This window comes from Olsenella sp. oral taxon 807 (assembly GCF_001189515.2).
In the GTDB taxonomy this organism is placed as follows: Bacteria; Actinomycetota; Coriobacteriia; order Coriobacteriales; family Atopobiaceae; genus Olsenella_F.
In genome coordinates, this window is sequence record NZ_CP012069.2 from 2,914,893 (window position 1) to 2,928,317 (window position 13,425).

Annotated in this window: 11 protein-coding genes; 2 read left to right on the forward strand and 9 right to left on the reverse strand. The window is 61.3% G+C overall.

Going from position 1 to position 13,425, the window contains the following annotated elements; all coding sequences use genetic code 11:
* The first annotated feature begins 131 nt into the window (after positions 1-131).
* Positions 132-899: an alpha/beta fold hydrolase gene (locus ADJ70_RS12630; protein WP_050341962.1), complete on the forward strand. Its 768-nt coding sequence runs from the start codon at positions 132-134 to the stop codon at positions 897-899.
* Positions 900-1,421: 522 nt separating this feature from the next.
* On the opposite strand, the gene purN is transcribed toward ADJ70_RS12630, so the two are convergent.
* The 4 genes from purN to purE all read right to left on the reverse strand — a co-directional run bounded on the left by purN (position 1,422) and on the right by purE (position 4,946).
* Positions 1,422-2,087 carry a phosphoribosylglycinamide formyltransferase gene (purN, locus tag ADJ70_RS12635; protein WP_083444026.1) on the reverse strand — a complete coding sequence of 222 codons (666 nt, stop codon included), beginning with the start codon at positions 2,085-2,087 and terminating at the stop codon, positions 1,422-1,424.
* Positions 2,084-3,187 (reverse strand): phosphoribosylformylglycinamidine cyclo-ligase, encoded by a 1,104-nt coding sequence (gene purM, locus ADJ70_RS12640; protein WP_050341966.1) that lies wholly within the window; start codon positions 3,185-3,187, stop codon positions 2,084-2,086. Before purM ends, purN begins: the two co-directional genes overlap by 4 nt.
* A 351-nt stretch (positions 3,188-3,538) precedes the next feature.
* Positions 3,539-4,480 carry a class B sortase gene (locus tag ADJ70_RS12645; RefSeq protein ID WP_050341969.1) on the reverse strand — a complete coding sequence of 314 codons (942 nt, stop codon included), beginning with the start codon at positions 4,478-4,480 and terminating at the stop codon, positions 3,539-3,541.
* A 4-nt stretch (positions 4,481-4,484) separates the two neighbouring features.
* The gene (purE, locus tag ADJ70_RS12650; RefSeq protein ID WP_050341971.1) at positions 4,485-4,946 is read right to left on the reverse strand and encodes a 5-(carboxyamino)imidazole ribonucleotide mutase; all 462 of its coding nucleotides are present in this window, start codon (positions 4,944-4,946) and stop codon (positions 4,485-4,487) included.
* Between the two features lie 201 nt (positions 4,947-5,147).
* Here purE and ADJ70_RS12655 point away from each other — a divergent pair, with 201 nt between their 5' ends.
* Positions 5,148-6,020 carry a PfkB family carbohydrate kinase gene (locus tag ADJ70_RS12655; RefSeq protein WP_050341973.1) on the forward strand — a complete coding sequence of 291 codons (873 nt, stop codon included), beginning with the start codon at positions 5,148-5,150 and terminating at the stop codon, positions 6,018-6,020.
* Between the two features lie 84 nt (positions 6,021-6,104).
* On the opposite strand, the gene ADJ70_RS12660 is transcribed toward ADJ70_RS12655, so the two are convergent.
* The 5 genes from ADJ70_RS12660 to ADJ70_RS12680 all read right to left on the reverse strand — a co-directional run bounded on the left by ADJ70_RS12660 (position 6,105) and on the right by ADJ70_RS12680 (position 13,423).
* Positions 6,105-7,061 (reverse strand): hypothetical protein, encoded by a 957-nt coding sequence (locus ADJ70_RS12660; protein WP_050341976.1) that lies wholly within the window; start codon positions 7,059-7,061, stop codon positions 6,105-6,107.
* A 298-nt stretch (positions 7,062-7,359) separates the two neighbouring features.
* Positions 7,360-8,052 carry an NUDIX hydrolase gene (locus tag ADJ70_RS12665; RefSeq protein WP_083444115.1) on the reverse strand — a complete coding sequence of 231 codons (693 nt, stop codon included), beginning with the start codon at positions 8,050-8,052 and terminating at the stop codon, positions 7,360-7,362.
* Positions 8,053-8,152: 100 nt separating this feature from the next.
* Positions 8,153-9,451 carry a phosphoribosylamine--glycine ligase gene (gene purD, locus ADJ70_RS12670; protein ID WP_050341977.1) on the reverse strand — a complete coding sequence of 433 codons (1,299 nt, stop codon included), beginning with the start codon at positions 9,449-9,451 and terminating at the stop codon, positions 8,153-8,155.
* Positions 9,452-9,474: 23 nt separating this feature from the next.
* On the reverse strand, positions 9,475-12,447 hold the full coding sequence (locus tag ADJ70_RS12675) for a YfhO family protein (RefSeq protein ID WP_050341979.1): 2,973 nt from the start codon (positions 12,445-12,447) through the stop codon (positions 9,475-9,477).
* The gene (locus ADJ70_RS12680; protein ID WP_050341981.1) at positions 12,440-13,423 is read right to left on the reverse strand and encodes a DegV family protein; all 984 of its coding nucleotides are present in this window, start codon (positions 13,421-13,423) and stop codon (positions 12,440-12,442) included. The genes ADJ70_RS12675 and ADJ70_RS12680 overlap by 8 nt, the downstream gene beginning before the upstream one ends.
* Positions 13,424-13,425 lie beyond the last annotated feature (2 nt).

Consider the following 13,425-nt stretch of genomic DNA (forward strand, 5'->3'; position numbering starts at 1 on the left):
CGCCCCTCCGCACCTCCATGGTAGGGCGGGGACTGTTATTACAGAAGGACGATAGGGTGGAGCCACCGTTAGCACCACTGGCTTAGCCAGTGGTTTTGCCACCAGAATCAAGGTCTGTGTATGGAGAAAACGTGACCATTCACGAATTTGGGAAGGAAAATGAGAGTCTTCTTATTTTATTCCATCCACTCGGCGTGCACTGGGATGTTTTCAATTATGTGGTACCCCTATTGAAAGATGGCTATCATCTCGTTATTCCCGCACTACCTGGCTTTGATCCGGACGCGCCGGAGGCGGATTTTACCAGCGTGGAGCAGATTGCCGACGAGATGGCCACGTGGCTCATAGAGCGCAACCTCAGCAACATCACATGCCTTTACGGTTGTTCCATGGGTGGAGGCATCGTAACGCGGATGCTAGCGGTTGGGAAGGTAGACGCTAGCTGCGCCGTGATAGACGGTGGCATGACCCCGTACCAACTCTGGAAGCCGCTGACCTACCTCATTGGCGTCCGTGACTTCGCAATGGTGGAGCTTGGCAAGCATATGAGCGTCAGGGCGCTGCGGAGCATGTTTGACCCCGAGAAGTACACGGACGACGATCTCAGGTACATCAAGAAGGCCATGCATAGCATGAGCGCGAGAACCATCTGGCGCTCGTTCTACTCCTGCAATAACTACTCCATGCCAAAGCCCGTCCCGCCCGTCAGGTGCCGCATAGCATATTGGTATGGCTCTGATGAGAAACGGTCACGAAAATGGGACATCGCGTATGTCCGCAAAACGTTTCCCCATGCGCTGGTCGTCGAGAACGCAGGGATGGGTCACGCGGAATTCTTCACCCTACATCCAAGGGAGTTTTGCGAAAAGTTGATCGCATGGATTCGCTTGTCGGGATGACGCGCATGTCCCAATACGGCTCTGAGGGGCCATTTTCTCCGATCTGTGTACACTCCTGTCCCCACGTTCGCTCGCGTGACCTTCGCGTCGCAACAGTGTACACAAGTGCCCCAAAACAGCTCCGAGAGGCCATTTTCTCCAATCTGTGTACACTCCTGCGCCCCCTCACAACCGCTCGCACGACTGGGTGGGGCCACAGGTCCCACGACATCGACGGCCCCCTGGCCCCGTGATACCAGGACGCTCGGACCTGAGGCCCACCCCACGGTGACGTGACCCCCTACCCACACGAACTCACGAAGCCTCACTTGAGAGATGATATTTCGTAACCTGGCGTTGATCTAACAGCACCCGTACGTCCACAGTGGCATACCCATCTCCCACAGTTTCGTTATATCGGCATGCCGATCCGACGTCAAGGACGCGAGCAATCCCTCGAACGTAAAGTTGATAAGGCAAATCTAACAGTCAAGCAGCCGAGCACAGCGCTGAGCCCCCCACCAGCGACGTGGTACGATCAGCCTAATGCGCGGGGTCCACGACCACCCTGCCATCTGCCCCCACGCGCACGCGGCCCTCGGCCAGAAGCTGGATCACATCGGGATAGAGTTCGTGTTCCACCTCATGGATATGGGCCTCAAGCTCAGCGACAGACCAGCCCTCCTCGACCACGAGCGGCCGCTGCGCGATGATGGGTCCGCAGTCGTAGCGCTCATCGGCAAAGTGAACGGTCACGCCCGTCACCTTGACGCCGTAGTCGTAGGCGTCCTGGATGGCATGTGCCCCCTTGAAGCTGGGCAGCAACGCCGGGTGCAGGTTAACGACGCGGTTCTTAAAGGCGTCCAGTATGGGCGCATGCACCATGCGCATATACCCGGCCATGATGACGTAGTCCACGCTGGCGTCCTTGAGGGCGCTCGCGATACGCTCGTCAGCCACCAAAGGATCGCGGTAGGCCTCCTTGGAGAGCGCCATGGTCTTGATGCCTGCGGCCTCGGCGCGCTTAAGTCCATAGGCACTCGGACGCGAGGAGATCACCAGCTCGACCATCGCGTCGAGCGTACCCGCCGCGATACGGTCGATGATGGCCTGGAGGTTTGTCCCACCACCGCTGATGAGGACGCCCAGCCTGACGGGCGCGCCTCTGCCCACTGCGACAGCGGAGCCCGCTGCGGCTGCCCCGCTCACCGGTACATCACCTTGCCCTTGCCGTCGCCTTCCACGCACTCGCCCATCACGAAGGACGAGAGACCCTCGGCCCCAAGCGCGTCACGCACGGCATCGACGTCATCGGCTCCCACGATGAGGCTCATGCCGACACCCATGTTGAAGGTCCTATACGCCTCGTCCGGCGTGAGACCCGCCTCGCGCACGCAGTAGCTGATGACGGGAGGCACGCTCCATGCGGGCTCGCCCGCCCCATCCCAGCCACAGCCTGCCGCAACCCCACGATAGACGATGGCGTCCACACCCTCAGGAAGGGCGCGATCGAGGTTTTCCGTGATGCCACCGCCCGTGATGTGCGCCATCGCATGGATGGGCGCCCCCGCCCTGAGGACACGCACGAGCGCGCCGGCATAGATCGTCGTGGGGCGCATGACGGCGTCCGCGATGGACTCGCCGCCAAGCTCGTCGAGCGGCCTTTCCAGCTCCTGGAGACCACGCCCCTCGATGACGACCTTGCGCACAAGCGAGTAGCCGTTGGAGTGAATGCCACTCGACGGCAGGCCAAGGATCACGTCACCTGCACGCACCCTCTCCGGACCGATCATCTTGGGTCGGTCAACGACGCCCACCACGAAGCCGGCGAGGTCATAGTCTCCCTCAGCCATCACGCCGGGATGCTCGGCCATCTCGCCGCCCACGAGCGCGCAGCCCGAGAGGCGACAGCCCTTGGCAATGCCACTCACCACCTTTGCCATGTGATCCGCCCGCAGTTTGCCCACGGCAACGTAATCCAAGAAGAAGAGGGGCTCCGCACCCAGGGGCACGATGTCGTCGACGCACATGGCAACAAGGTCTTGCCCCACGGTCTCGTGACGGTCGAGCAGACGTGCGATCGCAAGCTTGGTACCCACCCCATCGGTGCTCGAGACCAGGATAGGGTCCTCCATGTCCTTAAATCCGCTCATAGAGAAGCACGAACCAAAGCCGCCCAGACCCCCTATGACCTCTGGACGAGCGGTGGAGCGCACCGCGTCCTTGATGGCGTCAACGGCACGGGCCCCCTCGCCCACGTCCACACCCGCGTCGGCGTAGCTCACGTGCCTCTTCTCTTGAACCGCCATCCTCGCTCCTCTCAAACTGCCATTTCCCGTTTATGGGTCGCGTCCGATGTCTATGTCTGATGCCTATGGTAGACCGTGCTCGATGTTGTCAGGCATACTTTCTCTTGAAGTCGCGAGTCGGGCAGAACTGACGGAGGAGAAGGGGAAGCCGAGGGACGGCCAACCCTCCCGCAACCTGTCCCGACGACAACGCCAGCTGAGGGCAACGCCGATAGTGCCCCGCAGATTCTGGGGCACTGAGGAAAGGGTGCCAACTGGGCAAACGTCTCGGTGATAGTGCCCCGCAGAATCCCGGGCACTATCGGCGCCACGCCAGCGGGCGGCGCCACGCCAGCGGGCGTCCAACCTGGCTCACGTCTGCGATGCGAGGGCGGCGTCTACCTCGACCTTAGGCACACAGACGAGAATGCTTCTCCCGTTGGTGCCGTCCTCGTCGTAGTACTCCCGATAGTAGTTGCAGGTGACGAGCGAGAGGACGTGTCGGGTCCCTTGGATGATGCGGGTCGCATCAGGGCGGCTCGTGACAGACTTGTCAAGAAGGCTGCCCAGATAGGCGTGGTACTCATCGACGCTGTTAAAATCGAAACGACGCACGTCCTGATCGTCCGCCCGCGAGTAGTACATAAGCAGGGGCACAAGCTCATGGGGGCCTTGATCGGTCACGTACCAGATAGTTCCGATCTCATTGAACTTATCTTGGTCATCCATGGCGGCTATCTGCTCGAACATCGTCCCGTTGAGCAGGTGGTGTCCGTAGATGATCGATTGTTCGTCCACCATGCCGGGAGCGACGTTCTGATAGTCCATGAAGAGTTGACCCGAGACCACCCAGTTACCCGTGGCGGAGTGATGCAGGTACTGCTCGTTGTCCTCCCCCTGATACACGGCATAGTTGATGGTCGTGCCCGGAACATAGAGCCAACCCACCACATCGCCGTTGATCTTTCTGAGCCCGTCCCAGTCGACCTGGGGCGCATCAGACGGATTCTCGAAGACCTCCGCGTAGGCGGCAAGCCGCTCGTTCTCGACCGCAGACTCATGGTAGCGCCACTGGGTAAAGCCCCAGACACCGCCCGCCGCCACAAGCAGCACGACGCCCACGACAATGAGGAAGTTCGATATCCTGTGGGCGAGACTCCGACGCCCAGAGGTCCGCCTAGCCTGCCCGTACTGCGGCTGCCTCCGGCTCATGCCAGGCTGCGACAGGTCACCGGGCACGTTCGTCGACGACAGACCCAGCTCCTGGTACAGACGCGACAGCTCCCAGTCGCCGTCTAAGGGGTCTTTCGGCATCAGCTCAGCCCTCGGCCATGTTCCTCTTGAAGTCCTCGATGACCCTCGCGTATCCGGGATCGGTTGTCGCGAGAATCTGCGTGGCATAGATGGCCGCGTTCTTGGCACCGCCTATCGCAACGCAGGCCACAGGAACGCCGGAGGGCATCTGCACCATGGAGAGGAGGGAGTCCATGCCACCCAGGTCACTCGTCTTCATAGGGACGCCAACGATGGGAAGGGAGGTGAAGGCCGCGACGACGCCGGCTAGGTGTGCTGCCTTGCCGGCAGCCGCGATGATGACCTTAAGTCCGCGCTCCCTTGCCCCTGCGGCCCACTCGTGCACCCTGTCAGGCGCGCGATGGGCCGACGCGATGATCATCTCGAAGGGAACGCCAAACTCCTCGAGCTGCTCGGTACAGGCCCCCATCACGGGAAGATCCGACTTCGAGCCCATGATGATACCAACTAGTGCCTTCTCTGCCATAGCAAACCTCCGGATTCAGGGGGCGAGCGCGAAGGTAGCCTGCGACGCAAGAAGAGCACGTGCCACCCGCGCGACTCCGACATAACTGCGCGTCCAGTATAGGCGTCCACGTGTGCCCATGCGTTCTCATTTGCCATCTGCCCTGGCAATGTCTATTCTGTCTTCTAGCATCGGTCCATAAGTCCATGTGAAAGGAAGATCATGTCAGAAGCAAAGGACCTGTATCTGTACAAACGCGAGGGCAGCTACATTCCACGTGTCGCCGCCGTGCATGACCTCTGCGGCTATGGCAAGTGCTCGCTGGGCGTCGCCATCCCCGTCCTCTCCGCCGCAGGCTGTGACGTCTGTCCCGTACCAACCTCGCTTTTCTCGGCACATACCAAGTTCCCCAGCTTCTACATGCATGACACCACCGAGATGCTCGACGGCTACCTTGACGCCTGGGTCGAGGAGAAGATCGAGCTCGATGCCGTCTATTCGGGCTTCCTTGGCTCAGCGGTGCAGGTTGACGCCATCAACCGCCTGTATCGTGAGCATCCTAGGGCCTTGCGCATCGTCGATCCCGTAATGGGCGACGGCGGGCAGAAGTACCCCACCTACACAGACGAGATGTGCGAGGCAACGGCACAGCTCGTCGACGGAGCGGATCTGCTGACCCCAAACCTCACCGAGGCCTCCATCCTCACCCACATTCCCTACCAGGGTCAGGACGCAAGTGAGGCGTACGTCGAGAGGGTCACAGACACGCTGCTGGGCATGGGTGCCAAATGCGTCGTACTCAAAGGTATCGCGCGTGGTGACGGCAAGGTCAGAAACTACCTGATCGGCAGGGACTTTGGTCTGGTCGAGGTGGTAAAGGAGCAGCTGCCATACATGCTACACGGTACGGGAGACCTCTACGCATCGGGCCTTCTCGCCGCCATCATGGCCGGGCGCAGTCTCCTCGACGCAGTGAGGTTTGCCGGCGACTTTGTCTACGATGCGATGGTCGCGACCCGCAGCCAGCCTGACTTTGAGCTGCGCGGCGTGAGCTTCGAGGGCGTGCTCGGCGAGGTGACGGACCTTCTCAGGTAAGGGGCGTCATGGGGGCGTCACGAAAGTGCCCCGCAGATTGCGGGGTACCGAAGAAATGAGCTCAACTGGGCAAATGCTGTAGCGTTAGTGCCCCGCAGCCTGCGGGGCACTAACAGACGGCTCCGTCGACCCCGATGACCCCGACGACCCCTGCGATTCCGACGATTCCGTCGTGCCACCTGTACTTGCGCTGCCGCTTGAGCCCTCAGAACTCTCCTCGGAACCCTCATTCTGGCCTGTACCCAGAATGCTCGAGAAGATCGTGTTCGGCGTGATGGAGGAGGTAATGCTGTCGTGAAGCTGCTCGGCCGTCTTGGCGTCGACTCCCGTGATCGAGCAATTGAAGCGCACGCCATTTTCGGTCGTGGTCTTTGACCAGATGAAGGTCATGAGCGTCTTGCGGCTCCCTGACGGCTTGAGCAGCCCAAAGAAGCCAGCCTGCTGGACGCGTCCGTCCTCATCCTCGTAGACGTCCACGTGATAGACCACGGTGTTGATGTTCTGGTTGAGAAGCGCGTTGACTGCCAGCGCGGCAGCTTGGATCTGCGAGCCGGCAAAGGACTCCAGCGGGTTCTTTGAGGCAGTGTCGGTGACCGTTACCTCGATGCGATGCGTGTTCTCGTCAGCCTCCTGCACACTGTAGTCGGCCGGGAACTGCGTGAAGCCGGTACCCCACTCGACACCGTGGTCCAGCGCCTGGTTCACCGTGTTGATGTTGACGTTCTCCGCAAGATCCGCCGTGCTCGCACGACGGATGAGCGTCGTGATGACCTGAAGCGCGACAACACTCACCAAGAGCACGACAACAAAGCCAACGGCAGTGCGGGCTATCTTCGTTCCGACGTTGGACCCAGAAGGATCAGCGTCAGAGAGGGGGTCGATGTCCACCCCATGGCCGCGCGACCGTCTTTGCTTGCGTTGGGCACGCGCCGTCTCCTCGTTGGTATGGCCCGTCTCGTCGACGGTACCAAAGAGCTCCTCAGCCTGCTCGGCGTTCAAGCTGCCCTTAGGGATGAGCTTTATGTCCCTCTTCCTAGCCATGCGGCCCCTCCCCGTTGCTGCCACACAGGTAACTGGGTGACTCTGGGTGACTGTCTTGCACTAGTTGCCCGGCGTCGCCTGGGACACTAGACAGTATAGGCAACCTGCCCCACATCGCGCCACCACGAACGTCCAGCCCCACAGCCAGGGCCCAGCGCCAAGCGTCGCTCGACGGCCATCCGTCCAGCGTCGGCGTATGTGCGCGGTAGGTCGACAGATTGCGAGCCTACACAAACACCACGTGGTGGGCCCTGTGCCCCATCAGCGCGTGGCACGTACGACAACCGACAAGAACCAGCTAGCCAACCGTCCTCTCACCTTCGACTCCCGCAGAAGTGGAGAGCCTGTGTGCGATCGCATCACAGGCAAGGACCCCCACCACGGTCTTCGCGTCCTCTATGCGGCCATCGAGCACCGCGTCCACGAGCTCTGACAGCTCGACGAGATCCACATGTAGGAACTCGTCCTCGTCGGGGTTCGGACACCCATACGAGAGTCCCGTGGCCATGTAGATGTGTATCAACTCGTCGCAGAAGCCAGCGGAGGTGGCGATGGTGGTGAGGAAGGCGATTTTTTCGGCCGCCATGCCCGTCTCCTCCAAAAGCTCACGTCTTGCGCAGTCGAGCGGGTCCTCACCAGGATCGAGCTTGCCTGCAGGAATCTCGACGGTCACGCGACCGAGGGCCGTCCGGTATTGCCTGACCAGACAGATGCGCCCACCGTCGGTAAGGGCTATGATGGCGACGGCACCGGGATGGCGCACGACGTCACGCACGGCCTCACGGCCATCGGGAAGCCTCACCGTAAGACGGTCCACGTTGAAGATGCGACCCTTCCATGCGACACTCTCATCGAGCGCCTCCTCGGCAAGGGCATCATCACGCGGGTCGCCACCTCCCAACACGAGCGTACGAGCTTCGGGATGTCCCGACTCACACGCTCCCATCACCTCCTCTTCCCCATAGGTGAAGGAGGCCACCTCGGCCTTCATACTATGGACGGCCTCCTTAAGACCAGCATCAACCGGTTCGGAGCCCTTGGCCTGCAGCCCATTGCCCAACTTGTCCATCAAGCTCCCTTCCTTCAGATTCCTAGAGCCTGTCACGACCCCTGATGGCCTTGATCCCAATATCATGGCGGTAGGTCTTGCCCTCGAAGGAGATCCTGTCACAGGCCTCGTAGGCCCTGTTGCGCGCATCCTCAAAGGTCGCAGCGACGGCCGTCACGTCGAGCACGCGCCCGCCTGCCGTGAGCACGCGCCCCCCGTCGTCGAGCGTCGTGCCCGCATGGTAGACGATGACGCCCTCCATCGCGTTGGCATCGTCGATGCCGCAGATGACCTTGCCCCTCTCATAGTGCCCAGGGTAGCCCGCACTCGTGAGAACCACGCTCACCGCCCAATCGTCCGCCCATGAGACCATGGCGGGATCTAGCGTGGCGCCATCGCAGGCGAGAAGACACTCGACGAGATCCCCCCTCATGCGTGGCAGGACCACCTGGGTCTCGGGGTCCCCAAAGCGGGCGTTGAACTCGAGGACCTTAGGGCCATCCTTGGTGAGGATGAAGCCACCATAAAGGCAGCCGCTGTAGTTGATGCCATCCTCCCTCAGCTGATCGACAACTCTCTGTTCTATCTCGACCATGCGCTCGAGCTCACCGTCGCGCAGGATGGGCACGGGAGAGTAGACACCCATGCCTCCCGTGTTGGGGCCACGGTCCCCGTCAAGGGCTCGCTTGTGATCCTGCGAGGTCGCGAGCGGCACGAGCGCGGTGCCATCCGTGAGGGCAAGAAGCGAGCACTCCGGTCCCTCGAGTAGCTCCTCGACGATAACGGTCGAGCCAGCCTCTCCAAAGGCACCCGAGAAGCACGCATGGACGCCCGCGAGCGCCTCCTCTGTCGTCTGAGCCACGACGACGCCCTTTCCCGCAGCGAGGCCGTCGGCCTTGACGACGCAAGGACCTGCGAGCTCACGCACGTACGCCACGCAGGCTCCCTCATCGGTGAAGCTCCTGTATGAGGCCGTGGGCACCCCCGCCCTTGCCATGACTCCCTTGGCAAATCCCTTTGATCCCTCTATGCGCGCAGCCTCGCCCGAGGGTCCAAACACCGGGATGCCTGCAGCGCGCACGGCGTCGGCTACGCCCGCCACGAGGGGAGCCTCGGGGCCGATCACCACAAGGCCGATACCGTGCTCACGGGCGAAGGCGCTCACCGCTCCTCCTGACTCCGGGTCGATGTCGGCCCTCTGGGCGAGTTGCCACATCCCACCGTTGCCAGGAGCCACCCAGAGCCTGCCCGCCTGCGGCGACTCAGCAAGCTTGGCCAGAAGCGCGTGCTCCCGGCCACCCGACCCCAAAAGAAGTATGTCCGTCTTGCCGGAGCCTGCCATGTCCCGTCTCCCTTCGCTCTGTGTCATTTCTGGTCAAGATGACGTGCTCGTCCCCTACGCCGTCCGCCGTGATACCAAGCGCGGCGGCGCAGCTCGCAGACGACGACAAGCACCCCTGCCGCAAGAAGGCCACCTGCGCCGATGGTCATGCCCAACCCAAGGCCCGGGGTGGCATAGCGCAGCTCGATGCTATGTCTGCCTGCGGAAAGCGCAATCCCCATGAAGGCCGTGTTTGCGCAGATAATGTCAGCCTCTGCGCCATCGACCGTCGCGCTCCAGCCATCGGAATACGGGATTGAGAGAAACAGCAGCTCGTTTTTCGACGCGTCGATGGTCCCTCTCACGCCGTTGGTCGGCAGCTCCACGTTATCCAAGACATCCTCCTTGAGCGCGTCTATCTGGCCGTCGAACTCGTCCATCGGCTGGACGACAACGCTCATGTCGTCGAGGCTGTAGCTGCCCACCCGGGGGAGGTAGAGCGTGATCTCCCTCACGGGCTTCTCGCCATAGCCAAGGTTGACGAGCCAGTCGCTCTTGCCACCGTACATGTGGCTCAGGCTCGGGGTGCACTCGACCTCTGCCACGCCTCCACCATCACTGCTCACCACTATCTTGTGGTAGGTGTTGGGTTGATAGAGAGACGTGCCCTGATACAGCGACGACAACCGCTCAAACAAGGTCTGATCAGCGTCTGGCTCATTTTCCGGGAGGTGGTAGCGAAGGTTTCTTAGGCTCAGATAGGTCTCTGCGTTCGGGAGCCCCTCGAAGGACAGCCTGAGCGTGGCGCCCCGCTCTCTGACTACGATCCTACCATCCTCGTAGGAGCAACCGCTTGTGGAGGTGCCGTCGGACCCCTCACCGACGACCATCCCCTCGCCCCCTGAGGAATCGGAGGCATCGTTGATGTCGGCGGCACGATAGGTCGGAGAGCTGTCGCTGAAGCGTGGCGTGAGTTCGGCAAGACCAGTAGCCAAGACATCGTCATTATCCACTACAGCAGCTTGCAGAAGCGTCGCCTGCCTGCGCGCCATCGAGAGCCGCTCATACTCGTCTCTCGCCATCACGTGCGAGTAGGTGAAGCCAAACGGCAGCCTATCGCGGGCCGCATAGACCTCATAGCTCATCTCGTCGTCCGCGATCTCATCGACCAGCACGGGTGTGTCATCGTAGTAGTACGGCACAGGGAAGCTGTGATCGCTCGGTGCAAGATAGTAACTACCAGCAGTGACAGCCTCAAGAAACGACCTGCCACCAAGGCCCTTATAGGAGAAGTTTATCGCGGCCCTTGTCAGACCAAGCTCGGTATGAAAGCGATCGATCCTGCTGTTATAGATGTTGTAGTAGAAGCTGTAGGCACGCGTCCCAAGAAAGATGCCGTCGTTGCGCAGACCCAACGCGCCCACGTCGGTATCGGCTCTCCAAAACGTAGGGTCATCGACCTTAGTGAGAACATAAGACGGCGAGGCGAGGGTCACCGACCTGTGCACGTCACCCAGCGAGTATGCGTCGATCGTATAGCCCCCCTCCCTGTAGTCTGCGATGTAGGTGACGGCAACGGCAGACGAGACCAGGAGCGTGGCAACTATCGCGAGGGTCATGTGGCGCCGTGGAACAACGCCCGTCGCAAGAAGGGCGAGCGAGAAGAAGCCCACAGCAAGCGATGCGAGGTAGGCTTCCTTGCGAAGGCTGTTGACCACGAGGACGAGCACCAGGATCACGCAGAGGACGACGAGCGCGACGCGCCTCTCCCTCCCACCGAGTCTTCGTAAGCGTGGGGCGACAACGCACACGATATAGGATATCAACATCGCGTACACAAAGCTCCACCGGTTTGACGCGTAGTTGTTTCCGTTCATGACCCTGCCAAAGATAGGCACGAGCATCATGAGAGTGAGGACGACAAAGCCGATCCTGAGGGCGCGGTGCTCCCTGCGTCTCTCACCCCTCTCAAGAAACAGCGCCACACAGGCAAGCAGCGAGGTAGCTCCGTAGCCAATGAGGTAGTCGTTACCCGGACTGAACGTCGATATGAAGCCTGGAATAAAGTTCAGATAATATAAAAACGAGTAGGTGGGCTGGAAGATCACCGTATTCGACGTGAAGCGAGCGGACCCAAAGAGCGCATGCATCTGTGGGACAATAACAGAGCACCCGATGGAAAGCGAGATCAGGACGCATCCTGCAAGTCTCACAAACCACGTCAGGTGTATCTTCGCGGAGGGATTCTTCTCGACCTGCACGACCCTGACCACACAATAGGGGATAAGAGCGAGCATGATCATGTAGGCAAAGTAGTACGAGGAGACAAACAGCAGGACCAGCCCACCGATCAGGCCGTAGGGCCTCCCGCCCGCCAGCATCCGCTCGACGCCGGTGAGGACAAGCGGCAAGAACAGCGCTCCGACCAACGACCCCGGCCAATACAACCCATTGAGGAGGCAGGCGGAGAAGACATACGCACAGGCACCGCACAAGGCATCCTGGGCATCACGGTCGCGAGCCAGCGCATAGAGGCAGAAGAAGAGGCCCGCGAGGTACATGCGGACGAAGATGAGCGCCTGATAGGCAAGCTCAGAGAGGGACTCGGGAATCAGCGCCGACACAAGCGTCAGCGGCTCGAACGACAGCATGGTGGTCATGGAGTCAACGCCGTAGCCCACGCTCCATTCCCACTGGGGAACGACCCAGCCGCCTCCTGAGAGGAACGTCCTGAAGATCTGCCTCAGCCACCTTCCCTCATACAGGAACGAGGAGTACTGCTGCTCGACGCCATCCGTAATCCTGATGAGGGAACGATCGATCCTCAGGTAGACGATAAGGACCATGGCGGCGAACACGGCGAATGCAAGCGTATAGTGGCCGATGAGCCAACGAGACCCCCTCGACGCATGGCGCGAGACGTCTGTGGGAACCGACGACGCGGCAGCGTCGCGTCGCCCTTGGACCTCGCCCACCCGCGAACCGTCGGAAGGCTCGCGCGCTCCTGTATCAGCCACCGTCTGCCTCCGGGCTGTCATCAAGACCCATCAGGGTCCGTGCCTCCTGTGCCAGGACAAGGGACGCGGGAACGTATGCCACGCCCGCCGCGCCGACACCCATCTCCATGGTCGTGTACGGGCTTGTCCTCAGCACAGCGGCGCACTCGGCATCGAACTCGTTGGTATCAAGGTGCTTCTCTATGATGGGAAGCAGTACAGACACACCTGAGTGCACTTTGACGTAGGTAAGGGGTCCCACCTCACGCGCGTAGGTGCTCATGGCCCTGGCGATGACGCCCGCAAGACGTGGCAGCTCGGTCGAACGTGAGAACTCACGTACACTGCCATCCTTATCGACGCTAAAGGCACACCGTGCTCCCAAGGCACGCGTACGCAAAGAGTCGGCAGTGCCAAGGACCTTCTTATGCAGCGCAGGCCGCCCGCCACTCTTAAGCCTCTCGCTCAGTGCGCCGGGAGCTGGAATCACGAGCAGGCGCGTGGCACGGGCAACCTCGACGGAGCGATGGGCCGCACGCTCTGCGTCCATGCCCGCGTCACGGTCCGCCACGAGCCGGGCCAGCACGAGCGCCATCTGTGCCGAGACGCAGTTGCTGTCGATGACGTGGATGTCGACCGACGAGACCTGCGCTGCCGCCCTCGTAGCAAACGAGCAAACATCGCGCATCGCCGACGAGACATGCAGGGAGATGACAGAGCGGTATCCCTGCTTCGCAAGACGCTCATAGACCTCCCTGAACTCCCCCACCCCAGGTAGGGGCGACTCGAGCTGAGCCTTACCTCTCACTCCAGAGAGCCTCTTGAAGAGGTCCGTCCCCGTACGGTCGCCCGTACGGGGACGGTCGAGAAACGCATCCCTGCCCACGAGCGGCACGCAGGTCACCCGGGCGGCAGCGAGGGAGTCTTTGGAGAGGTCGCAACCGCTATCGCAGACGATGGCAAAGCGCTCCCGCGTTGTCTGAGTAGTGGTCAACACCT